The sequence below is a fragment of the Salmonella sp. SA15303 genome (assembly GCF_029962125.1).
GTDB classification, from domain to species: Bacteria; Pseudomonadota; Gammaproteobacteria; order Enterobacterales; family Enterobacteriaceae; genus Salmonella; species Salmonella enterica.
This window is the reverse complement of record NZ_CP123924.1, coordinates 2915140-2937889: the sequence shown is the minus strand read 5'-3', so window position 1 is coordinate 2937889 and position 22750 is coordinate 2915140. Positions and strand designations below refer to the sequence as shown.

The 22750-nt window shown below is 51.6% G+C and carries 33 protein-coding genes; 31 read left to right on the top strand and 2 right to left on the bottom strand.

Annotated elements, in window-relative coordinates; translation table 11 throughout:
- Positions 1-2: 2 nt before the first annotated feature.
- The 13 genes from QEN31_RS14555 (at position 3) to QEN31_RS14495 (ending at position 5762) form a co-directional block, all read left to right on the top strand.
- Entirely contained in the window at positions 3-752 is a 750-nt protein-coding gene (locus tag QEN31_RS14555; protein WP_000800010.1) for an ATP-binding protein, read from the top strand.
- A gap of 10 nt (positions 753-762) precedes the next feature.
- A complete protein-coding gene (locus tag QEN31_RS14550) occupies positions 763-1110 on the top strand; it encodes a DUF977 family protein (RefSeq protein WP_000113629.1) in 348 nt (115 codons plus the stop codon).
- The gene (locus QEN31_RS14545) at positions 1107-1418 is read left to right on the top strand and encodes an ead/Ea22-like family protein (RefSeq protein ID WP_000065108.1); all 312 of its coding nucleotides are present in this window, start codon (positions 1107-1109) and stop codon (positions 1416-1418) included. The genes QEN31_RS14550 and QEN31_RS14545 overlap by 4 nt, the downstream gene beginning before the upstream one ends.
- A 77-nt stretch (positions 1419-1495) precedes the next feature.
- Positions 1496-1786 carry a hypothetical protein gene (locus QEN31_RS14540; protein ID WP_014343823.1) on the top strand — a complete coding sequence of 97 codons (291 nt, stop codon included), beginning with the start codon at positions 1496-1498 and terminating at the stop codon, positions 1784-1786.
- 291 nt (positions 1787-2077) lie between these two features.
- Complete coding sequence (locus tag QEN31_RS14535) at positions 2078-2311, top strand: DinI family protein (protein ID WP_001217665.1); 234 nt, start codon at positions 2078-2080, stop codon at positions 2309-2311.
- A gap of 111 nt (positions 2312-2422) precedes the next feature.
- The gene (locus tag QEN31_RS14530) at positions 2423-2644 is read left to right on the top strand and encodes a hypothetical protein (protein WP_000807548.1); all 222 of its coding nucleotides are present in this window, start codon (positions 2423-2425) and stop codon (positions 2642-2644) included.
- Positions 2645-2726: 82 nt separating this feature from the next.
- Positions 2727-3329: a DUF1367 family protein gene (locus tag QEN31_RS14525; protein WP_000929805.1), complete on the top strand. Its 603-nt coding sequence runs from the start codon at positions 2727-2729 to the stop codon at positions 3327-3329.
- Positions 3329-3535 (top strand): hypothetical protein, encoded by a 207-nt coding sequence (locus QEN31_RS14520; RefSeq protein ID WP_001241019.1) that lies wholly within the window; start codon positions 3329-3331, stop codon positions 3533-3535. The genes QEN31_RS14525 and QEN31_RS14520 overlap by 1 nt, the downstream gene beginning before the upstream one ends.
- A 2-nt stretch (positions 3536-3537) precedes the next feature.
- Positions 3538-4149, top strand: coding sequence for a recombination protein NinG (locus QEN31_RS14515; RefSeq protein ID WP_001096552.1), 612 nt, complete (start codon positions 3538-3540; stop codon positions 4147-4149).
- Complete coding sequence (locus QEN31_RS14510; RefSeq protein WP_001617856.1) at positions 4146-4292, top strand: YlcG family protein; 147 nt, start codon at positions 4146-4148, stop codon at positions 4290-4292. Before QEN31_RS14515 ends, QEN31_RS14510 begins: the two co-directional genes overlap by 4 nt.
- Complete coding sequence (locus QEN31_RS14505) at positions 4282-5079, top strand: antitermination protein Q (RefSeq protein ID WP_099949684.1); 798 nt, start codon at positions 4282-4284, stop codon at positions 5077-5079. Before QEN31_RS14510 ends, QEN31_RS14505 begins: the two co-directional genes overlap by 11 nt.
- A 66-nt stretch (positions 5080-5145) precedes the next feature.
- Positions 5146-5463, top strand: coding sequence for a hypothetical protein (locus tag QEN31_RS14500; protein ID WP_010989004.1), 318 nt, complete (start codon positions 5146-5148; stop codon positions 5461-5463).
- 173 nt (positions 5464-5636) lie between these two features.
- Entirely contained in the window at positions 5637-5762 is a 126-nt protein-coding gene (locus QEN31_RS14495; RefSeq protein ID WP_001534733.1) for a hypothetical protein, read from the top strand.
- Positions 5763-5897: 135 nt separating this feature from the next.
- Here the strand turns inward: QEN31_RS14495 and QEN31_RS14490 are convergent, their stop codons facing one another.
- Both QEN31_RS14490 and gtgA read right to left on the bottom strand, forming a co-directional pair.
- Positions 5898-6347 carry a hypothetical protein gene (locus QEN31_RS14490; RefSeq protein ID WP_000798705.1) on the bottom strand — a complete coding sequence of 150 codons (450 nt, stop codon included), beginning with the start codon at positions 6345-6347 and terminating at the stop codon, positions 5898-5900.
- 360 nt (positions 6348-6707) lie between these two features.
- The gene (gtgA, locus tag QEN31_RS14485; RefSeq protein ID WP_001141973.1) at positions 6708-7394 is read right to left on the bottom strand and encodes a type III secretion system effector protease GtgA; all 687 of its coding nucleotides are present in this window, start codon (positions 7392-7394) and stop codon (positions 6708-6710) included.
- Positions 7395-7669: 275 nt separating this feature from the next.
- On the opposite strand from gtgA, the gene QEN31_RS14480 reads away from it, so the two are divergent.
- The 18 genes from QEN31_RS14480 (at position 7670) to QEN31_RS14395 (ending at position 22718) form a co-directional block, all read left to right on the top strand.
- Positions 7670-7999 carry a phage holin, lambda family gene (locus QEN31_RS14480; RefSeq protein ID WP_001574216.1) on the top strand — a complete coding sequence of 110 codons (330 nt, stop codon included), beginning with the start codon at positions 7670-7672 and terminating at the stop codon, positions 7997-7999.
- Positions 7983-8435 carry a lysozyme gene (locus QEN31_RS14475; RefSeq protein ID WP_014343824.1) on the top strand — a complete coding sequence of 151 codons (453 nt, stop codon included), beginning with the start codon at positions 7983-7985 and terminating at the stop codon, positions 8433-8435. Before QEN31_RS14480 ends, QEN31_RS14475 begins: the two co-directional genes overlap by 17 nt.
- 17 nt (positions 8436-8452) lie before the next feature.
- On the top strand, positions 8453-8932 hold the full coding sequence (locus QEN31_RS14470; RefSeq protein WP_001541990.1) for a lysis protein: 480 nt from the start codon (positions 8453-8455) through the stop codon (positions 8930-8932).
- 207 nt (positions 8933-9139) lie between these two features.
- Entirely contained in the window at positions 9140-9673 is a 534-nt protein-coding gene (locus QEN31_RS14465; protein WP_000371784.1) for a DUF1441 family protein, read from the top strand.
- Positions 9630-11768, top strand: a complete 2139-nt coding sequence (locus tag QEN31_RS14460) for a phage terminase large subunit family protein (RefSeq protein WP_077951212.1) — start codon at positions 9630-9632, stop codon at positions 11766-11768. Before QEN31_RS14465 ends, QEN31_RS14460 begins: the two co-directional genes overlap by 44 nt.
- Complete coding sequence (locus tag QEN31_RS14455) at positions 11765-11971, top strand: hypothetical protein (RefSeq protein WP_000196190.1); 207 nt, start codon at positions 11765-11767, stop codon at positions 11969-11971. Before QEN31_RS14460 ends, QEN31_RS14455 begins: the two co-directional genes overlap by 4 nt.
- Complete coding sequence (locus tag QEN31_RS14450; RefSeq protein WP_001009204.1) at positions 11968-13515, top strand: phage portal protein; 1548 nt, start codon at positions 11968-11970, stop codon at positions 13513-13515. The genes QEN31_RS14455 and QEN31_RS14450 overlap by 4 nt, the downstream gene beginning before the upstream one ends.
- A complete protein-coding gene (locus QEN31_RS14445) occupies positions 13439-15517 on the top strand; it encodes a ClpP-like prohead protease/major capsid protein fusion protein (protein ID WP_077951213.1) in 2079 nt (692 codons plus the stop codon). Before QEN31_RS14450 ends, QEN31_RS14445 begins: the two co-directional genes overlap by 77 nt.
- Positions 15518-15607: 90 nt before the next feature.
- Positions 15608-15931, top strand: coding sequence for a DUF2190 family protein (locus QEN31_RS14440; protein ID WP_001107908.1), 324 nt, complete (start codon positions 15608-15610; stop codon positions 15929-15931).
- Positions 15924-16223 (top strand): ATP-binding protein, encoded by a 300-nt coding sequence (locus tag QEN31_RS14435; RefSeq protein WP_000774239.1) that lies wholly within the window; start codon positions 15924-15926, stop codon positions 16221-16223. Before QEN31_RS14440 ends, QEN31_RS14435 begins: the two co-directional genes overlap by 8 nt.
- Positions 16204-16770 (top strand): phage tail protein, encoded by a 567-nt coding sequence (locus tag QEN31_RS14430; RefSeq protein ID WP_000453192.1) that lies wholly within the window; start codon positions 16204-16206, stop codon positions 16768-16770. The genes QEN31_RS14435 and QEN31_RS14430 overlap by 20 nt, the downstream gene beginning before the upstream one ends.
- Positions 16767-17168, top strand: coding sequence for a phage minor tail U family protein (locus QEN31_RS14425; RefSeq protein WP_000196703.1), 402 nt, complete (start codon positions 16767-16769; stop codon positions 17166-17168). Before QEN31_RS14430 ends, QEN31_RS14425 begins: the two co-directional genes overlap by 4 nt.
- 11 nt (positions 17169-17179) lie before the next feature.
- The gene (locus QEN31_RS14420; RefSeq protein ID WP_000132756.1) at positions 17180-17929 is read left to right on the top strand and encodes a phage tail protein; all 750 of its coding nucleotides are present in this window, start codon (positions 17180-17182) and stop codon (positions 17927-17929) included.
- Between the two features lie 45 nt (positions 17930-17974).
- Complete coding sequence (gpG, locus tag QEN31_RS14415; protein WP_000478858.1) at positions 17975-18373, top strand: phage tail assembly chaperone G; 399 nt, start codon at positions 17975-17977, stop codon at positions 18371-18373.
- Complete coding sequence (locus tag QEN31_RS14410) at positions 18370-18699, top strand: phage tail assembly protein T (RefSeq protein ID WP_010989009.1); 330 nt, start codon at positions 18370-18372, stop codon at positions 18697-18699. The genes gpG and QEN31_RS14410 overlap by 4 nt, the downstream gene beginning before the upstream one ends.
- A gap of 79 nt (positions 18700-18778) precedes the next feature.
- The gene (locus QEN31_RS14405; RefSeq protein WP_065305406.1) at positions 18779-21766 is read left to right on the top strand and encodes a phage tail tape measure protein; all 2988 of its coding nucleotides are present in this window, start codon (positions 18779-18781) and stop codon (positions 21764-21766) included.
- On the top strand, positions 21763-22095 hold the full coding sequence (locus QEN31_RS14400; RefSeq protein WP_000978295.1) for a phage tail protein: 333 nt from the start codon (positions 21763-21765) through the stop codon (positions 22093-22095). The genes QEN31_RS14405 and QEN31_RS14400 overlap by 4 nt, the downstream gene beginning before the upstream one ends.
- Before the next feature lie 98 nt (positions 22096-22193).
- Positions 22194-22718: an Ail/Lom family outer membrane beta-barrel protein gene (locus tag QEN31_RS14395; protein ID WP_000410972.1), complete on the top strand. Its 525-nt coding sequence runs from the start codon at positions 22194-22196 to the stop codon at positions 22716-22718.
- The last annotated feature ends 32 nt before the right edge of the window (positions 22719-22750 follow it).

Below are 22750 nucleotides of genomic sequence, written 5' to 3'. Positions count from 1 at the left end.
CGATGAAAAACGTAATCGGTACTGGCAGTGCGCTTGATCGCCTGAAAAGAATTATCCCAGCCAGTGTGCAGCCGAAATTCTCGACTGCTGATGAGTGGCGGGCATGGCAGGAAGCCGAAGGGCGTAAACGCAGTGAAGAGCTTGACAGGATGAATCAGAAATCCCGCACCGAGAAGATTTTCGGGCGATCTGGCATTCAGGATCTCCATCGTAGCTGTACGTTTGCTAACTACGAAGTAAGCGGGGAGGGGCAGCGAAAAGCGTACACGATGGCAAAAAGTTATGCCCAGAACTTCGGTAGTGGATTTGCGAGCTTTGTGTTCAGCGGTGGTCCGGGAACCGGGAAAAACCATCTTGCGGCGGCAATCGGAAATCATCTGCTGGCCGGCGGTCATAGCGTTCTGGTGGTAACTATTCCTGACCTGATGCTCAGGGTTCGTGAGTGCTACGACGGTGGGCAATCAGAAGCGTCCCTGCTTGATGACCTTTGTAAAGTTGACCTGCTGGTACTGGATGAAGTCGGTATTCAGCGCGGAAGCAGTGGTGAGAAGGTCATTCTCAATCAGGTTATCGATCGCCGTCTCTCATCGATGCGACCTGTTGGCGTTCTGACGAATCTTAACCACGAGGGGCTGTTGGATTCACTGGGCGCGAGGGTTATCGATCGCCTCCAGATGGACGGAGGGATGTGGGTGAATTTTGACTGGGAAAGCTACCGGAAAAACGTTAGCCACCTCCGGATTGTGAAATAAGGGGTTAAAAATGGCCCGACCTAAAACACAAAGCGAACGGATGATTATTCTTGAGCGGATTATCGGTCTGGTGAAAGAGCAGGGGCGCATCACGACGAACGACGTCGTTGCGATTTTTGGCGTGCACCGAACCACGGCGGAGAAATATCTGCGTATCGCGCTGGAGCGAGGCGGCTTCATTCGTCATGGCCGCTGCGGCATTTTCCGAGACCAGCGTGCGGTGATTGATTATGACCTCAGGCGATACAGCAGTAGTCAGGTAACGGGATTTTCAGCGCTGCCGGTGCTGGAGAAAAGCCCGGTAATGCAGGTTTATGGAGCATCCAAAATGAGCATCAACAAGGGGGGAGCCCAATGAGCAACATCGACAAACGGGCGCTTCGTGAAGTGGCTGAGAGGGCTACGCCGGGGAATTGGCGCCGCACCTCATCACTGTTCAATGGCATCACGGTAACGCCATTTTCTCTTTGCGGTGAAGAAGTGACGTTGGCCCATACTGTTGAGAAACGTGACGCGGAATTTATTGCCGCCGCTAACCCCGCCACCGTGCTGGCGCTGCTTGACGTGCTCTATGAGTTTGGAGAGGATGAGGTGGCCATCTCTGAATACGTCACAAATCTTGAAGATGCTTTGCGAGTTGCGGCAGCACCTCAGCAGGAGGAATGATAGCTGGTTAAATCCACAGCAGAAAGCAAAAGCATTATTAGGTACAATCACACTAACTTTTTGTTGTTAATTATTTGATGAATTACGAGGATAAGCTCATGTATCAGCGAATGATTTTTGAAGAAGGAAAAGAGCCAAGGTTGTATTCAAGCCAACATGACTCCAAGTTTATCCCAATAAGTAATAACAATGGAAAAGTTCAAAAGGTTCCTGTTATGGAGTTCAAGGATACCAGAGGAGATGTTTTTTATGCTTACAACTATGCTTATTCTGGTAAAAAACCATCAAATGACGAAATCTATAAGGCTATTGATGAGCTAAAGCCAATCGGTGAAAAATTCGAAATGTCTAAGACTATAAGCGATTAGATAAATCTGTTTTCAACATTGCAGCAAAATCACAGGAAGATCGAGACAAAGTTAGCATGGCGATATATGGAAATGTCGGAGCAGAACACCAAGAAGTAAGCGTAATTTGAATGAATGTGAACCCGCCGAGTACGGGTTTTCTTTTATCTGAACCCGCTGCGGCGGGTTTTTTGCCTAAAATGTGATATGAAACAACACACTAGCCTTTGCAAAAAGTGCTATTCACCCCTTGAATATTCTTTCTAACAGGTATACTGTGTTTATATACAGTTATTGAATGTAGAGGGAATTATGAGAATTGAACTTGTTATCAGCCGGGCAAAACAGCTTCCGGAAGGTGCCGTTCCTGCGCTTGAAAAAGAATTAATTACCCGTCTCCAGAATCAGTATGAAAACTGCAACTTAACCATCCGTCGAGGCAGTCAGGATGGTCTGAGTATCGTCGGTGCTGCTGATGGCGATAAAAAACGTATACAGAGCATTCTGCAGGAAACGTGGGAAAGCGCTGACGACTGGTTTTATTAACATTGCGCTTAATGCTGGCGCGCATTTTTCAGAATATCGCAATTTGCGTATCCCTTTGATGCTGCTGCCGACAATTTTTAACCGCGTCCGTGTGTCGCTCAGGGGGGTTACGTGGCAGAGGGAGTCCTATCAGATCTTGCTGATAATTTGCGGGTGACTATAACTGATGCTAAGGGAATAGAACTTTTGTCTTTTAGACTTGCATCAGGTGATCGCTATATCCTATCAACCCAAAACGGTTCTGTAACAAACCGAAAGCTATCAAGAGATGATTTGTACTGGTCTAAGGATACCATTATGGAAGTTGTCAGAGAGATGGGCTCTAATAATTGACTTAACAATAAGCACGCAATCATAATTATCGCACTGGCCTGAACAACCAGTAACCTGACAATTATGCGCCACGGAGAATACCATGGCGCACGAATTACAACTCATCAAGCAGTCATCTGGAATTCTGATCCCCGCTACGCCGGAGACCAGCGAAATTCTGCAGTCAAAAATTAAACTCGGTGCCGTGCTGGTGGCTGAGTTCCGTCAGGTTAGGAATCCTGCATTCCATCGCCGCTTTTTCGCGTTGCTTAATCTTGGGTTTGAATACTGGGAACCCACCGGCGGCACCATTTCTGCCAATGAACGCAAACTGGTAAACGGTTATGCAAAGTTTCTCGCTGCATATGGCGGGAATGAGAGCGCATTACTGGATGCGGCTGAACAGTATCTGGAACAGATTGCAAACCGCCGGGTAACAAACGGAATTAGCCTCTGTAAATCTTTCGATGCATACCGCGCATGGGTGACGGTTGAGGCTGGCCACTATGACGCCATCCAGTTACCGGACGGCACCCTTCGCAAACATCCCCGCAGCATCGCTTTTTCCAGCATGGATGAGGTCGAATTTCAGCAGTTGTATAAATCCGCGCTTGATGTGCTCTGGCGGTGGATTTTATCACGTACATTTCGTACTCAGCGCGAGGCGGAGAACGCCGCCGCCCAGCTAATGAGCTTTGCGGGGTGATGGCGATGAAATACTCCTGGTTCCATCATCACGACTGCACAACCGAGCAGGCCGACACGCTGATATCGGATTATCAGAAGCGGGGCGTAAGGACAGAAAAGAGCCTGAACCCTGACTTCATTACCTGGACTGTCAGCGCGAAATTACCTGAATATGCACACCGGGTGCGGACGCCAAAATCCTTACGCCAAAAGGTCTGGGGGTGAACATGGCTAAATTACCGCGCCGTAAGTGCGCAAACAAAGAATGCCGCCAGTGGTTTCACCCGATACGCGAGGGGCAGATCGTTTGCTCGTACCAGTGCGCCAGCGCCGTCGGCAAAGAACAGACCAGAAAAGCTCGCGAAGCCGCGCAACGTAAGGCGCAATCCCTTCAGCGCGCCGCTGAGAAAAAAGAACGCGCCGCCTGGCGCCAGCGGAAAGCCGCGGTTAAGCCGCTGAAACACTGGATTGACTTGACGCAGCGCGCCGTAAATGACATTTGCCGCGAAACCGAACTGGCAGAAGGACTCGGTTGCATCTCCTGTGGAACGAAGACGGCATTCGCATGGCATGCAGGCCATTACAGGAGTACGGCCGCCGCCGGGCATCTGCGCTTCACTCGCTTCAACATCCATCTTCAGTGTGATGTCTACAACGTCTACAAATCAGGGAACATCGAAGCATATCGTGCCGCGCTGGTTGAGCGTTACGGGGAGGCGGCGGTGCTGGCACTCGAGAACAATAACACCCCGCACCGCTGGACGGTCGAGGAGCTGAAGGAAATCAGGCTCGCGGCACTGGCGGATCTGCGTGCGCTAAAAAAGCTGGAGGCCGCATGAAACCAGAACTGATCGAGATACTCCGCATGCGCTGGTTGCGTCTCCGAATTTATCGATACCGGGGATCTTTTCCTGTGGCATATCGCATTCTTCGTAATTACGTCCGCATTGAAGCAAAACGGGAGCATCGAAATGAATCTTGAGTCCTTACCGAAATATTTTTCACCTAAATCCATGATGCCCGGCGCAGTACCATGCGGAATAATGTCTGATACGCTGACTATTACTGACGTAATGGCATCTCTCGGGCTACTTACTGCAAAAGCCGCAGTGGGTATTGAATTGTATCTGGCAAAAGCCGGGGTTTTATCTTCTGAAAATATCATCGCCTACATCAGGCAATTAGCAGAGCAGCGTGCAGAACGGCATGGGGCATTACGGAAAATGGAAAAGGGTAAGCGCTCAAAATTTCTCGACACTATGGCGCGTTATGTATTTCGCGATTATTCCCTCAGTGCGGCCAGCTTGGTGACGTGCAGTAGCTGTCATGGTGCTAAATTAATTGATGCTGAGGTTTTCACGAACAAGGTTACTTACCCGGATGGTAAGCCACCAAAATGGGTAAAAGATACGAAAGGTATTTCTCCGTCCGACTGGGAGGTGTGGAAATCAGTTCGTGAGCAGGTGCGCGTAGTGTGTAAGGCGTGTGATGGCAAAGGCCATGTGAAAAATGAATGTCGTTGCCGGGGACGCGGAGAAATTCTCGATAAGAAAAAATCTGAGTTGCAGGGCGTGCCGGTTTATAAAAAATGCCCAAGATGCAAGGGAAGAGGCTACCCACGTCTCAAAGATACCGAGATTTTTAAAGCACTAGGAGTAACGGAAATGGTATGGCGGTACAACTATAAACTGTTTTTCGATCGGCTGGTGGAGCATTGCCATATTGAGGAATCGTATGCAGAAAAGGTTCTGGGAAACGTGACTCGATGACCAAAATAATTTAGCTATTGCAAAATTAACGGAAAATGGCTAATCTGATTCCAACGATGGGTTATTATGCCTGTGACGTTACAAGAATTAAGAACCTCGCCTCGGCGGGGTTTTTGTTTTTTTTGGTGGTATATTCCCTTGGTGTCAAATCACAGGGGGGGCGATATGGGGTTCTATTACGTTTTTCAATACAAGCCGAAAGGGATGTCGTCGGGTAAGCATTTAAATGTTTCCGAGGAGTTTTCGGACCGGAATGAGGCAAAGAGAGCGAAGTCCAGGCACATGATTAATGATCCAGATTGTGTCTTCTCGGGAATCGTGCAGGCTGATTCGCCGGCAGCGGTACTTCAAGAAGTACAGGCTGAATCTCTTAATAGGCTTTAACGGATTTAACTTGGCAGTATCCACATTACCAATTTCATTAGGTCGCTTCGGCGGCCTTTTTCTTTTTCAGGCACCGGGCATCATCCGCTACGTGCTTGGTTGATAAATCCAGCCCGTGAAGCCTGCCCCTTTCATCACACACTGCGCCATCCGAGCTATCGGAGGTGAGGCTTATGAAAATGCACAACGATCCCCATTCAATGGACTCACAATCTATTTTTGCTGGCTCACAATTACTGCCAATGGAAAAAACTTCTCATTTGGCTCTGAGCGTCGGATTTCGCTCTCACTTAGCGTGAGTCCACGTCCGATTTCAGTTGCAGTTATTGTGAGCCAAAATTTGCGCTGATTGCGAGTCTGACTTTTTTCGATTGTGAGTCGTTACAGATAGCCGCCGGGCCAGACACCACAACGGTACCAGGTGGCGTTATGTGCTAGAAACCGAAATTCTTGAACATCTCATTACTACTCATATCGTTGGCTGGCGCACGGTTCATCGACTCCATCTGCTTAATCAACCCTATGCTAGCACCAACAGGCCCCCCGACGCTGAAACCGACGCTGCTGGAGCGGGTTTTGCTGGTGCTACTGCTGTGGGTTTGACTACGGGTGTTACAGTTGCTTTGGTGTGTCCGTGTGAGACCATTTTCGTTGAGCTGGCTATCTTCACTTTGGGTGCAGTTTCCCTGTGACTGGCTGTGACTGTCTCCTGTGGTGTGGTTGCGGCTATCCGTGTGCCACTCGCTATAGCCTCCCGCCGGCGCAATGATTCCGACCGATGTACCGTGGGTGGCATAGGGAGGCATGACCATGCCACTACAGCCACCGAGCAGTAACGCGGTGCCGACGATAAAAATGAACTTACCCAGAGCGGTGTTTTTCATTAGTTCCTACCTATTTCTTCTCGTTGGTTATTTCTATGCCCTGCCTTGGCAGGGCTCGCTATTATTCATTCTTCAACTGTGAGATCAAGTTATTTTAATTAAATCGGTATTATTCTTAATTGTGTTCTTTATGAATAAATATCCTCCGGCTATGCCGGAGGATATTTATTATTTCCTCTCATAACTGAGAGGCCCCACACAACCAGAGGGGGATGAATGTCCGAATCGATTTCTGGTACTGGGTTAGCAGGTGGCATCCTGACAGGAGCCAGTGTCTATGGACTGCTGACCTGTATTAGCTCAGACCTGAACTGGTTACTGTGTTGTAGCATCGTGGGATTTTGCATTTTTTGATGAGTGTCAATTACTAAATTCGTAGGCGATTCTTGGTGGTGATGTGTGACCCATCTCTTTTAAAATGATATTGGTATACTCGACTACCGGGCCTCTTGGATTACTGTCTTCTTTGTCCTGAAGGTGAGTCAACGCGTGTACAACTTCATGAATAAATGAGCGTGTTGTATCAAATTGTTGTGGGCCATCATTACTTTCATAGTACTCTGGTATTGAATCATCGTCTGTATCATCCAGGTTGAGGGCAATCACTTTTCTGCCTTCTGAACTCTCCAGGTCCTCATCAGTTACGGTAGTACCAAAGTTTTCTCCGGCTCCCAGCAACCAGCGTTGTTCTACATCATGCAATTCCTGGTCGTAGGCATAATTCATCAGTCTGCGGAATGTCCCGCTTTGAGTGTATGCATCTTCAAGTATGCGTGATAGCACCTCACGGCATTCATCATAGGTATCATCATCAATTTCGATATCAGGATCCATTCCTCCTGGTCCAGAGATAAGGTATTCAGCAAGACACATTGGTTCCAGCCTGGCTTTATCATCGGTAGCAAGACCATCATGTTGGAGGCGTAATTGCGAAGGATTATCTTGGTGTTCTGGAAGGTCTGGAAATACCTTGCTGTCATGAGGATGGGATAATCCATATGTTGACATCATATTATTGATAAATATTGGTTTAATTCCCGTTGGCATGATGAGTTACACATCCTTTTTATTACATGGAATTAACATTCTATAAATAGCATGTTTTTGTCAAACAGAATTCACTCAGCACGCAATCAATTAAACTAAAAGCTAAATTTGCAGTATTTGTGCCTCACCTCCATTAAAATTGTACTCTGCGTGATTTTACTTTCAGATTCTGCAACCACAGGCAATCCTGTTTTACAAGATATTAAACCCTGCAACCCAACCATTTCACTCACTCTAGTTACCATCCGAAATCATCGGAGGTGAGGCTTATGAAAATGAATGACAAGACTCCTGAATTCTGGGCTGCGGTTTTGACCGGACTCAAAAATGCGTGGCCCCAGATACTTGGGGCGTTAATGGCCGGACTCATTGCCTACGGCCGACTGATATACGACGGCGCCACCCGTAAAAATAAATGGCTTGAGGGCGTCCTGTGTGGCGCTCTTTCCTTATGTGTCACCAGTGCGCTTGATGTGGTAGGCCTGCCGGTTTCCATTTCGCCTTTCGTTGGCGGAATTATTGGCTTTGTCGGTGTGGACAAGCTGCGCGAAATCGCAATTAGCGCACTCAAAAAACGTGCAGGGGTTAATGATGAGAATCAGTGAAAAAGGCATTACCCTAATCAAAGAGTTTGAAGGTTGTAGCCTGACAGCTTATCCGGACCCGGGAACGGGGGGAGATCCCTGGACGATTGGTTATGGCTGGACCCACTCTGTTGACGGTAAGCCAGTTAAGCCCGGAATGATGATTGACGAGGCTACTGCCGAGCGCTTGCTTAACACTGGTTTAGTCGGTTATGAAAATGATGTGTCCAGACTGGTTAAGGTCAAGTTGACGCAAGGCCAGTTTGATGCGCTGGTGTCGTTCGCGTACAACCTCGGCGCCCGGACATTATCCTCATCAACTCTGCTGCGGAAGCTAAACTCTGGTGATTACGCTGGCGCCGCTGATGAGTTCCTGCGCTGGAATAAGGCTGGTGGCAAAGTACTGAACGGGCTTACCCGTCGGCGTGAGGCGGAGCGTGCTCTGTTCCTGTCATGATGTTCAACTGGAAAACGATGTTTGTTGGCCTGTTGCTTGTCTCGCTAATTGTTGCCGGTCGGCTGGCAAATCACTACCGAAATAACGCCATCACCTACAAAGAGCAGCGCGATACCGTTACTCATAGGCTGACGCTGGCGAACGCGACAATTACCGACATGACTAAGCGCCAGCGTGACGTTGCCGCCCTCGATGAAAAATACACGAAGGAATTAGCCGATGCGAAAGCTGAGAATGATGCTTTGCGCGATGATGTTGCCGCTGGCCGCCGTCGCCTGTACGTCAACGCAACATGCCCCGCAGTGCCGACAGGTAAATCCACCTCCACCGCCCGCATGGATAATGCAGCCAGCCCCAGACTGGCAGACTCCGCTCAACGGGATTATTTCGCCCTCAAAGAGCGAGTGAAGACGATGCAAAAGCAACTGGAAGGGGCGCAGGCGTACATTCGCACCCAATGCCACGGTAATGCAGGAAAAACTAGTAACCAATGGTGACTGTATTAAAAAGGTACTCCCGGGCAGGGGGCGCCACGGGTGGCTTCGGGCTCGCGGGAATCGGCTGATTTTTGATTTTTTAGTCTCTGTCAGCACTGAAAAATAACCTTAAAAATCAATACATTTACTGTTTTCAGTGTCGAAGTGGTACGTTTTTTGTTCGACACTGAACGCCATTTTCACCGTATACAGGAAAAGAGCACGACTGTGGATCAGGAAATTAAAAGCCTCGAATTAAACATCACACAGCTTTCGGCCATCACTGGTGCACACCGACAGACCATCGCCAGCAGGCTGAAGGGCGTAAAAACCTCAGGTGGGAACGGTAGTAACCTGAAAATCTACCGGCTGGTGGATATTCTGACCGCCATGATGACGATGCCGGCTGTTACCGGGGAGAATGACCCCAATAAGATGAAACCCTCAGATCGACGGGCATGGTTTCAGTCGGAAATGACGCGTATTGAGCTGGAAAAGGAGATGAGAACTCTGATCCCGGCCAGCGAGGTGCTGAGCGTTTATGCTGTCATGGCAAAAACGGTCGTCAAGACACTGGAGATACTGCCGGACTTACTGGAAAGGGATGCGGCATTGCCGCCTGATGCGCTGGAAATGACGCAAAAAATTATTGATCAACTCAGGGAAGATCTGGCCAGCATGACATACCAGGCCTGCGCGGATGCTATAAACGGAGATGATGATGACAACGGTGACGAAGGGCAAGAGGAAGAGCAGGAATAGTTTAGCCTCTGCCGTTGTTGCCGGATGTGATATCTCATCGATGTTCAGGCCGCCGCGCAGGATGAAAATATCGGATGCGGTCAGAAAATATATGCGCGTACCACGCGATGCGGGAAATTCTGTGGCATGGGAATCCACCCTGACCCCCTATGTGGTGGAAGCCATGAACTGCCTGTCATCACGCAGCTACGATGCCGTGGTATTTGTCGCCCCGGCAAGAACCGGTAAGACGCTGGGGCTGATTGACGGCTGGATTTCCTACAATATTGTCTGCGATCCGTCTGACATGCTGGTGGTTCAGATGACTCAGGACAAGGCGCAGGAGCACTCAAAGCGGCGTCTGGCAAAGATGTTTCGCCACAGTCCGGCGATAGCAAGAAGACTCAGCCCTCACCGTAACGATAATAATGTGCATGATAAAACGTTTCGTGATGGCTCGTTTCTGAAAATTGGCTGGCCATCAATCAATGTTTTTTCGTCTTCGGATTTTAAATGTGTGGCGCTGACTGACTACGATCGGTTCCCCGAAGATGTTGATGGTGAGGGGGATGCATTCTCGCTGGCGTCGAAGCGTACCACAACGTTTATGTCGCTGGGTATGACACTGGTGGAGAGCTCGCCGGGGCGGGAAATTACCGATACCAGATGGAAACCGTCATCACCGCACGAAGCACCGCCGACCACAGGAATACTTTCCCTGTACAACCGTGGCGATCGTCGTCGCTGGTACTGGCCGTGTCCGCATTGTGGCGAATATTGTCAGCCATCAATGGCGAATATGACCGGCTATCGCCATATTGCCGACCCTATGGAGGCCAGTGAAGCAGCGCGGATTCAGTGCCCACACTGCCATAAGTTGACTGAACCACAGCAGAAGCGTGAGCTGAATAATCGTGGCGTCTGGTTGCGGGAAGGTCAGCACATTGACCGCGACGGCAATATTACCGGCGAAGCCCGCCGCTCACGTATCGCCAGTTTCTGGATGGAGGGACCGGCGGCGGCTTATCAGACCTGGGCGCAACTGGTTTACAAGCTGCTGACCGCCGAAGAGGAATACGAACGAACCGGCAGCGAGGAAACCCTGAAAGCCGTCATCAATACGGACTGGGGATTACCCTATCAGTCCCGTCGCTCGCTGGAGGCACGCAGCGGTGACGCGCTGATGGCACGCGCTGAGGACGTATCAAAACGTACCGTTCCTGACGGGGTGCGTTTTATTGTGGCAACCGTTGACGTACAGGGCGGTAAAAAGCGGCGCTTTGTGGTCCAGGTAGTGGGCTATGGCGCATATGGTGAACGCTGGATCATTGACCGCTACAACATCCGTTATTCCCTGAGAGTGAATGAGGATGGCGAAAGCCAGCCTGTCAATCCGGCTGCAAGACCGGAAGACTGGGATTTGCTGAGAACGGATGTGCTGGAAAAGACGTATCCGCTGGCGGCAGATCCTGAACAGTTTATGCCGGTACTGGCAATGGCGGTGGACTCAGGTGGTGAAGACGGTGTTACCGATAATGCCTACGCGTTCTGGCGAAGGTGTAAGCGAAAAGGCGTTGCCGGGCGCGTTTATCTGTTCAAGGGAGACAGTACCCGACGCGAGAAGCTGATCACCAAAACCTATCCCGATAACACCGAACGCTCAGAACGTCGGGCAAAAGCCAGGGGGGATGTGCCGTTGTATCTGTTACAGACCAATGCCCTGAAAGACAGGGTAGCTGCCGCACTGGAGCGTGAGGAGCCGGGGGCGAATTACATTCATTTTCCTGACTGGCTGGGGCCGTGGTTCTACGAGGAACTGACCTATGAAGAGCGCAGCGCAGACGGAAAGTGGAAAAAACCGGGACGCGGTAATAACGAGGCGCTCGATCTGATGTGTTACGCCCACGCGCTGGCTATTCTCCGTGGCTATGAGCGAATCAACTGGGAAAAACCACCAGGATGGGCTCGCTTACCGGAAAAAGACGCCGCAAAAACCACGCAGCCTGTTGAGGTTCGCCAGCAGGAGCAACACGAAGGAGGAGAGAAAGCCGTGAAAGCCAGGAAGAAAAAAATTTTACCCGCCTGGGGCGGTGGTTCCGGAGGAGGGTGGTTATGACCAGGGCAGGGCTACAGGAGTTGTACAACGCCTATCTGGAGGCCGAGCTTGCTGTACTGAAAGGCAAGTCCATCATGCTTAACGGTCAGTCAATGACAATGGAAAGCCTGGAGGAAATCAGGAAGGGGCGCCGCGAGATTGAAGACAGGTTACAGCGGTTAAATAATCCGCGACGGCTTTTCACCCGGGCGAGGTTGTCATGAATTTTATCGATAAAGCTATCAGCATGATGTCGCCGGGATGGGCTGTATCAAGACTCCGATCGCGGGCAGTAATAAAAGCTTACGAGGCTGCAATACCCACCCGGACACATAAAATTAAGCGTGAAAACCGCAACGCCAATCAACTAAACCAGATTGCCGGAAAGTCCCTGCGGGAGCAGGCCCGCTGGTTCGATAACAATCACGATCTGGTGGTGGGGGCGCTCGATAAGATGGAAGAGCGCGTTATCGGGGCTAAGGGGATCATCGTTGAGCCACAACCACTGACGGTGGCCGGAACGCTGAATAACGCGCTGGCGGAACAAATCCACGCCAGATGGGCAGAGTGGTCCGTGTCGCCGGACGTGACCGGACAATATACGCGCCCGGTACTGGAGCGCCTTTTGTTACGCACATGGTTGCGGGACGGGGAGGTGTTCTCCCAGATGGTGGCGGGAAAAATGCCGGGGCTTGAGCCGGTGGCGGGCGTACCGTTCTGGCTTGAGGCGATGGAACCGGATTATGTCCCGATGGAACAGACGGACAGTACAAATAATCTGATTCAGGGGATCTATTTTAACGACTGGCAAAGGCCAAAAAGTTACATCGTCTGTAAATCCTGGCCGGGATTTGCCACCGCTATGGTGGCCACCAAGCTTATCGATGCAGAAAATATGCTGCATCTTAAATTCACCCGTCGCCTGAATCAGGCGCGGGGCGTCACGCTGCTGGCGCCGGTTATTATCCGGCTGCTGGATCTGAAGGAGTATGAGGACAGTGAAAGGCTGGCCGCGCGTATTTCGGCGGCTTTTGCCATGTTTATCCGGCGCAGTGACGCAATGGTACAGGATGGTGACGCGCCAGATTATGCGGATAAAGACCGCGATCTGGATATTGAACCCGGCACCATTCTGAAAGACCTGTTGCCGGGAGAGGATATCGGCACCATCAAATCTGACAGGCCAAATGCCAACCTGGAGTCTTTCCGTATGGGGCAACTGCGAGCGGTTGCCGCAGGTGTACGCGGAAGTTTTTCTTCTATTGCCAGAAACTACGACGGCACCTACAGCGCCCAGCGTCAGGAGCTGGTGGAGGCTCAGGAGGGATACGCCATTCTACAGGATAATTTTATTGCTGCCGTCAGTCGCCCGGTTTACCGGCGATGGCTGGCGACGGCGATTACGGCGGGTGTGATAGATGTGCCGACGGACACGGACATGGGGACCCTGTTTAATGCCGTGTATTCCGGTCCGGTTATGCCGTGGATAGATCCGCTGAAAGAGGCGAATGCCTGGCGGGTGCTGATACGCGGCGGGGCGGCAACAGAGAGTGACTGGGTGCGTGCCCGTGGCGGCGCACCTGCTGAAGTGAAACGCCGCCGTAAGGCGGAAATTGACGAAAACCGTAAGCTGGGACTGGTATTTGATACTGACCCGGCACATGACCCGGGGGAACAGGATAATGCCGGAAGTGAAGACAACAGTGGCGGCGATAAAAATGCCGCCGGTGATGACCACAGGGAACGAACGCGGGGAGGGAAGCAGTAATAGCTGGTATTCCATCAGGGCTGCAGTCAATAACACGGCGGAGGTCCGCATTTATGACGAGATTGGTGGATGGGGAATTTCGGCTCGCTGGTTTGCAGAAGAACTGGCTGCACTGGGACAGATTAACCGGATAAATCTGCATATTCATTCACCTGGCGGAGCAGTACTGGACGGAATAGCCATTTATAACCTGCTGAAAAATCATCCGGCGCAAAAAACGGTGTATATCGATGGAATGGCCTGCTCAATGGCATCCGCTATTGCGATGGTAGGTAATCCCATCATTATGCCGGAAAACGCCATGATGATGATTCATAAGCCGCGCGGAGTGGCGGGGGGTGAGGCGGAGGATATCCGGGAATATGCTGACCTGCTTGACAAGATCGAAAGCGTCATTATCCCCATCTATACCGAAAAAACTGGAAAAACGCCTGAAGATATTGCTGCCATGCTGGCAAAGGAGACCTGGATGAGCGGCGCGGAGTGCGTCAGTGAAGGGTTTGCCGACAAACTGATACAGCCTGTAAAAGCAATGGCCTGTATTCATTCAAAACGTGTTGAGGAGTTTGAGCATATGCCACAGAGCATTAAAGGTATGATTATCGCCCCGCAGGGCAATGCAGGCGCGCAACCGCAGCCACAGGCAAAAGCCCCTGAGTCACAGATTCAGTCGCAGGCTCAGTCGCCGGCTGTAGATGAAAATGCCATTCGCGCACGCCTGCAGGAAGAACAGCGTAACCGTATCACCGGCATTCAGAATGTGTTTTCACTTTCCGGCGATCGTTATGCCTCGCTGATGGCAGAGTGCATTGCTGATGTGGATTGCTCTCTGGAAATGGCGAAGGACAGACTGTTGGCCGAGATGGCGAAAGGTATTACGCCGACTAACCAGCTGAATGGTCCGCAGAATCGCGCAGAGTTTCATGCCGGGATGTATACCGGAAACGGTAATATTACCGGCGACGCCGTTCGCGTTGCCGTGATGGCCCGCGCAGGCTATGAAGAAGCGCAGAAGGATAACCCGTACAACTGTATGACCCTGCGTGAACTGGCGCGAATTTCGCTGGTGGCGAGGGGTACAGGCGTGTCCAGCATGAATCCCATGCAGATGATCGGCATGGCATTTACGCACAGCACCTCCGATTTCGGTAACATTCTGCTGGATGTTGCAAACAAGTCCATTCTGCAGGGCTGGCAGGAAGCGCCGGAAACCTTCGATGCCTGGACCAAAAAAGGACAGTTGTCTGATTTCAGGATTGCGCACCGTGTGGGTATGGGGGGATTCAGTTCACTGCGTCAGGTTCGTGAAGGAGCGGAATACAAATACGTCACCACAGGGGATAAACAGGCGACCATTGCGCTCGCCACCTATGGGGAGCTGTTCAGCATTACCCGCCAGGCCATCATCAATGATGATATGAATATGCTGACGGATGTCCCGATGAAGCTGGGACGTGCGGCAAAAGCCACCATTGCCGATCTGGTTTATGACGTTCTCATCAGTAACCAGAAACTGTCCAGTGATAATGTGGCGCTGTTTGACAAGACGAAACACGCAAACGTCCTTGAAAAAGCCGTTATGGATGTGGCGTCCCTGGATAAAGCGCGCCAGCTAATGCGGATGCAGAAAGAGGGCGATCGCCACCTCAATATCCGTCCGGCATTTGTACTGGTGCCGACGGCGCTGGAGTCTGTGTCAAATCAGGTGATTAAATCTGTCAGTGTCAAGGGGGCGGATATTAACGCCGGGATCATTAACCCGGTGAAAGATTTCGCCACGGTGATCGCGGAGCCTCGTCTTGATGACGCCAGTCAGTCCACTTTCTATCTTACTGCAGTAAAAGGCAGCGATACCGTTGAGGTGGCTTACCTTAACGGCGTGGATGAGCCGTATATCGACCAGCAGGAAGGATTCACGGTGGATGGCGTAACCACGAAAGTTCGTATTGATGCGGGCGTTGCGCCGGTGGATTATCGCGGTATGGTGAAATGCACCGTATAACCCACTAAAAGCAGACATTAAGCGATACGGCCCTGACGGGCTTTTTTTATACCTGAAATCCGGCACGGCGTGCCGGAAAGGAGAATAACCGTGGCTAAGAATTACGTGGAAGACGGCAAAACGATTGAAATTGTGGCGACCACGTCACTAAAGAGCGGAGATCTGGTACAGGTCGGCGATATGTTCGCTGTGGCTGTTACCGATATTGCCGCCGGGAGCGCCGGAACCGGCATCGCAGAAGGGGTATTCAGCATACCAAAACTGACAACAGAGGATATTGCCGTCGGGAAAAAAGTGTATCTGAAGGATAACGTGGTTCAGACGGATGCAACCGGCAGCCTGCCGTATGTCGGGGTGGTATGGGCGCCAGCGGCAAACGGTGATGAAACCGTTCCGGTAAAAATTAATGGCTGACCTTTTTGACGGGATGAAAAGGCGCATGGATGCACTTATCGCAGAACGCTTCGGCATGAAGGTCAACATCAACGGGACTGACTGCATAGTGGTGGAGTCTGATTTTCTGGCTGAACTGGGGCCTGTTGAAGGAAACGGAAAAAACGTAGTGGTGTTTTCAGGCAACGTTATCCCGCGCCGGGGAGACAGGGTGGTACTGCGGGGCAGTGAGTTTACCGTGACCCGTATCCGGCGTTTTAACGGTAAGCCACAACTGACTCTGGAGGAGAACAATGGAGGTAAAGGGGCTTAAAGAGGCCATTTCAGTACTTAAAGAAATTGATCGTGGATATGTGACCCGGGCAAAAATTCGGGCCATTAACCGGGTGGCAAAACGGGTGGTCAGCGTGTCAGTTCGCAGTGCTGCTGCTTTGGTGGTGGCCGGAGACAACCGACGGCAGGGTATTCCCGTCAGAACGGTAAGACGTCGCGCCAGAGTCAGGCTGGCCAGAGCGGACAAGCCTTTTGCCAACATTTATGTGAACTGTGATCCGCTGACTGCCATCAGGTTACTGAGTTCGCCACCATCAACCCCGATGAGGGGGAGAAAAGGTAAGCCGCTACGTATAGGAAAATACCGTTTTGACCGGGGGTTTATTGCGCAGGCTCCGAACGGATGGTGGCAGGTATTTGAGCGTTCCGGTGCCGGAAGATACCCACTTAATGTGGTGAAAATCCCGGTTGCTGATGCATTGCGCCATGCGTTCAACACGCAGGTTGTTTTACAGATGAAAACGGAGATGCCCAAAGAGCTGAAGCATGAAATCAGTTATGAACTGAGGAGATTCACTAAAAAATGACCCGACACAGTGCAGTACGGCAGGCCATTATTGCCGCATTAAAAAAGACCGATGATGGCTCCACCACGTTTTTTGACGGTCGTCCGGTCGTGGTGGAGGAGGATGAGTTACCTGCGGTGGCGGTGTACCTGAGTGATGCTCAGTATACCGGTACTGAGGTGGACGGTGATATCTGGAGCGCGGTGCTACATGTGGAAGTATTTCTGAAAGCCACTGCACCGGACAGCGCCCTGGATGAACAGATGGAGAACAGGGTGTATCCGGCACTGGGGAGCGTGGCGGGACTGGGTGACATCATCCGGACAATGTCGGCGCAGGGGTATAACTATCAGCGAGACGATGAAATGGCGATGTGGGGGTCAGCCGATCTGAGTTACGACATCACCTATTCCATGTAGAGGAAAAGAGAATGACAGACACGACAATTCCTAATCCACTTGCGCCGGTAAAAGGCGCAAATACCACATTCTGGATGTACAACAGCGAGGGTGATCCGTTCGCCAGCCCGCTAAGTGATAATAACTGGCTGAGGCTGGCAAACGTAAAAGACCTGCAGCCGGGAGAACTGACGGCAGATGCAGAAGATAATAACTATCTTGATGACGAGAACGCTGACTGGAAAAGTACCACACAGGGACAGAAGTCTGCCGGGGATACTTCTGTGACGCTGGCGTGGAAGCCAGGTGAGGACGTACAGAAAAAGCTTATTCAACTGTTCACGACCGGGCAGAAGCGCGGATTCCGGATCAAGTATCCGAACGGCACTGTTGATGTGTTCAGAGGCTGGGTGAGCTCGCTGGGGAAAACGGTGCAGAGTAAGGATGAGATCGCCCGTACAGTAAAAATTACCAGTGTGGGCCGTCCGTACATGGCTGAAGAGGATGCACCGGAAGTGGTTAGTGTTACCGGACTGACAGTGGAACCGACAAATGCCACCGTGAAGGTCGGCGCCACAACAGCGGTTACGTTCACGGTGAAACCGGATAACGTGACAGATAAATCACTGCGTATCGCAACGTCAGATCCGACTACAGCCACCGTCACGCAGGCGGAAAATATTGCCACTGTAAAAGGTGTTAAGGCAGGTACAGTGAAAATTATTGGCATGACAACAGACGGTAATTTTACCGCTATTGCGGATATTACTGTTCAGGCATAACCCACCTCTCGTCCTGTTTTGGGGCATTTTTTTCAGGAATAAATCATGTTTTTAAAGAAAGAGACGTTTACCCGGGGGGATGCGTCGGTGGCATTGTTCGAGTTATCCGGCCTGCAACGTATTGAGTACCTGGAGTTCATCCAGAAACGTACTGCGAAATATGACACGGATATGGATGGTGCGACGGAAGCGGATAAGCGCGTGGCTTATATGCAAATGGCACTGGAAATTAATGCCTGGCTGGTATCCCGCTCGCTTCTGAATGGTGATTCTTCTCAGGATGCAGACACGCTTTATCAGTCAGTACAGGCGAAGTGGTCGTATGAGGCGCTGGACGCAGGCGCAGAAAGTGTTCTGATGCTCAGCGGGCTGTCTGCGGATAAGAAAGATAACGCCAGTGATTCAGGTAATGAATCAGAGGACATGACGCCGGAAAAGTCCTGAATAATGAGCTTCATTTTGTCCGGCAACTGGCCCGGGAGTTCCGGCGGCCTGACTGGCGCCGGATGCTGGACGAAATGAGTTCAACTGAACTTAGTGAGTGGGCTGATTTCTTTCGGGAAAACAGTTTCAGTGATGCCCTGCTGGATGCGGAGTTTTCCACGCTGAAAGCGCAGGTGTTCATGCTGGTGACGGGGAAAGAAATCGATGCAGCGGACTTCAGTTTGCTGACATTACCCGGAGCGGTACAGAGCATGACGGAGCAGGATCTGCTTGAAGTGGCAGTCGGTATTCCGGGAGGAGTGAGATTTGAGCCAGAAAGTCGGTGATATCGTCATCAACATGGATGTTGATACAGCTAAAGTTGCCGCCGGTCTTCAGACTGCCAGTAACGGGCTGGGGAAGCTGGTGGACAGCAGTGATCTCGTTGAAAAACGCATCAAGCGATGTATGGAGTCCAGCGCCAGAAGTGTGGCGGCATCGGCAAAAAGTATCAGTGCCGCTATGGCGCAATCACAGGTTGCCACACGCACACAGAGTGACGCTATGGCACAACTGGCGCGTGAGGCGAACGAGGCCAGAGAAAGGGCTGTCGACCTGAATCAGAAGTTAAGGGCGGAAGCTGCGCAGGCAGCGGCGGTTGCACAGGCTCAGGATGCAGCCGCAGCGGCATTTTACCGTCAGATTGACAGTGTAAAACAGTTAAGCGGTGGTCTGCAGGAGTTACAGCGTATCCAGGCGCAGGTACGACAGGCGAAAGGACGCGGAGATATTTCACAGGGCGATTATCTGGCGCTGGTGTCTGAAGCTGCTGCAAAGACACGCGAACTTACCGATGCGGAGGCGCTGGCCACGCAGAAAAAAGCACAGTTTATACGTCGACTGAAAGAGCAGACGGCGGTACAGGGCCTCTCCCGTACTGAGTTGCTGCGGGTGAAGGCGGCTGAACTGGGGGTTAGCAGTGCCGCCGATGTCTATATCCGCAAACTGGATACCGCAACAAAATCCACTCATGCACTGGGACTGAAATCAGCAATGGCGCGCCGCGAGATAGGCGTACTGATTGGTGAACTGGCACGGGGAAATTTTGGCGCCCTTCGCGGTTCCGGTATCACGCTGGCCAACCGGGCCGGGTGGATTGAGCAACTGATGTCGCCGAAGGGCATGATGCTCGGCGGGCTGGTTGGCGGTGTGGCTGCGGCGGTTTACGGACTGGGTAAGGCGTACTATGAGGGGGCGAAAGAAAGTGAGGAGTTCAATAAACAGCTTATTCTGACCGGGAGTTATGCCGGAAAAACCACAGGCCAGCTTAATGCGATGGCGAAGTCGCTCGCCGGAAATGGCGTCACGCAGCACGATGCTGCAGGCGTGCTGGCACAGGTGGTCGGTAGCGGAGCGTTTACCGGGCAGGCAGTGGCAATGGTATCCCGTACCGCGACCAGAATGCAGGAAAACGTGGGACAATCAGTGGATGAAACCATCCGCCAGTTTAAACGCCTGCGGGATGATCCGGTGAATGCGGCGAAAGAACTGGACAGGACACTGCATTTTCTGACAGCCACCCAGCTTGAACAAATCAGGGTACTGGGCGAGCAGGGAAGAGTGGCTGATGCCGCGAAAATTGCCATGTCTGCGTATTCGGAAGAAATGAATAAGCGGATGGGGGACGTACACGACAATCTGGGCTGGATTGAAAGAGCATGGAATGCTGTCGGTGATGCGGCGAAGTGGGCATGGGATCGGATGCTGGATATCGGGCGGGAAGACACGCTCGATGAAAAGATCGCGACACTGCAGGAAAAAATCGCGCGCGGCAGAAAAACGCCCTGGACGGTGTCTTCCTCCCAGACTGAATACGATCAGCAGCAGCTGAACGAACTTCAGGAACAGAAACGCCAGAAGGACCTGCTGGATGCGAAGGCGCAGGCAGAGCGTAATTATCAGGAAACGCAGAAACGTCGGAACGAGCAGAACGCCGCGCTGAACCGGGATAATGAAACTGAATCCCTGCGGCATCAACGGGAGGTGGCGCGCATTACCGCCATGCAGTATGCCGATGCTGCGGTACGCAATGCTGCGCTGGAGCGTGAAAACGAACGCCATAAAAAAGCAATGGCACGGCAGAAGGAAAAGCCAAAGGCTTACCACAACGACGAGGCCGGGCGACTGCTTTTGCAGTACAGCCAGCAACAGGCGCAGACTGAAGGGCTGATTGCCGCCGCGAAGCTTTCCACGACCGAAAAAATGACGGAAGCGCATAAGCAGCTTTTGTCATTTCAGCAGCGCATCGCTGATTTGTCCGGTAAAAAACTGACGGCGGATGAACAAAGCGTACTGGCACATAAGGATGAAATAGCGCTTGCGCTACAGAAGCTGGATATCTCACAACAGGATTTGCAACACCAGAATGCCTTTAATGAACTGAAGAAAAAGACGCTCACATTAACCAGCCAGCTCGCTGACGAAGAATCCCGCGTCAGGCAGCAGCACGCACTGGCGCTGGCCACAATGGGTATGGGCGATCAGCAACGTGGCCGGTACGAAGAGCATCTGAAAATTCAACAGCACTACCAGGAACAACTGGAGCAGCTTAAGCGCGACAGCAAGGCAAAAGGGACATACGGTTCTGACGAATACCGTCAGGCGGAGCAGGAACTTCAGGCCAGTCTCGATCGCCGACTGGCTGAGTGGGCGGATTATAACGCGAAAGTGGATGCTGCGCAGGGAGACTGGACGCAGGGCGCGTCGCGGGCGCTGGATAACTTTCTGGCGCAGGGGGGCAACGTGGCAGGCATGACGGAGAACGTTTTCACAAACGCATTTAACGGCATGGCGGACAGTATCGCGAATTTTTCCGTGACCGGAAAGGGCAGTTTCCGGAGCCTGACGGTCTCCATCCTGGCTGACCTGGCAAAAATGGAGGCACGTATTGCGGCTTCTAAACTGTTGGGTTCAGTACTGGGTATGTTCGGCTTTGGCGCATCAGCAGGCGGAAGTACACCATCCGGGGCATACAGTTCAGCGGCGCTGTCGGTCATTCCAAATGCGGACGGCGGCGTGTACCGCTCAGCAGGACTCAGTCAGTACAGCGGCAGTATTGTTAACAGACCGACGTTCTTTGCATTTGCCAGAGGGGCGGCAGTAATGGGAGAGGCCGGTCCGGAGGCTATACTGCCGCTTCGTCGCGGTACTGACGGTAAGCTGGGGGTTGTGGCAGCAGGTTCCGGAGGGATGGCGATGTTTGCACCGCAGTATCATATTGCAATCAGCAACACGGGGCCGGAACTGACGCCGCAGGCGCTGAAGGCGGTTTATGATCTGGGTAAAAAGGCGGCGGCTGATTTCGTGCAGCAGCAGGGGCGTGACGGCGGCAGGCTGAGCGGGGCATATCGATGATGAAAACCTTTCACTGGAAAGTTGACCCGGACATGGGGGTGGATTCGGAACCACAGGTGTCGGTGGTGAGGTTCGGTGATGGCTACGAGCAGCGGCGTGCATCCGGGATCAATAATGACCTGAAAAAATACAGTGTGACTATCCGCGTTGACCGGGAGGATGGTCCGGCACTGGAGGGCTTTTTGTCACAGCATAACGGTGTGAAGGCGTTTTTGTGGACTCCGCCTTACGGATACCGGCAGATTAAGGTTGTCTGCCGGAAATGGAGTGTGAAAGCGGGATTGCTGAAAACAACATTCACCGCGACATTTGAGCAGGTTATTTCTTAGTATTTTTGATCGAAACGATCGATAAATATGATTGAACTTTCTAACCTGCTGCTGTTTCACTGAGCCCGCACAGTCAATAATCAAAAAAAGGAAATGTTATGGAAAAGATTGCCGTGGCGGTTTTAGTTGGTCTGGCGTTAGGTAGCATCGGCGTGGCTAACGCAGCAGGGTATAAAAATACCGTTTCAATTGGATATGCCTACACAGATTTAAGCGGCTGGCTTTCCGGTAATGCGAACGGTGCCAACATCAAATATAACTGGGAAGATCTGGACAGTGGATTCGGGGCGATGGGTTCAGTTACATACACCTCGGCTGATGTTAATAACTATGGGTATAAGGTAGGTGATGCTGATTATACCTCCCTTCTTGTTGGTCCTTCATACCGTTTTAACGACTATCTGAATGCTTACGTGATGATTGGTGCAGCAAACGGACATATTAAGGATAACTGGGGAAATTCTGACAATAAAACCGCCTTTGCTTATGGGGCAGGTATTCAGCTTAACCCGGTTGAAAATATTGCCGTTAATGCGTCTTATGAGCATACAAGTTTTTCCACTGATGCTGACAGTGACGTCAAAGCTGGAACCTGGGTGCTTGGCGTAGGTTACAGCTTCTGACCTTTAACATCGATACAGATTTAATGCCCTCC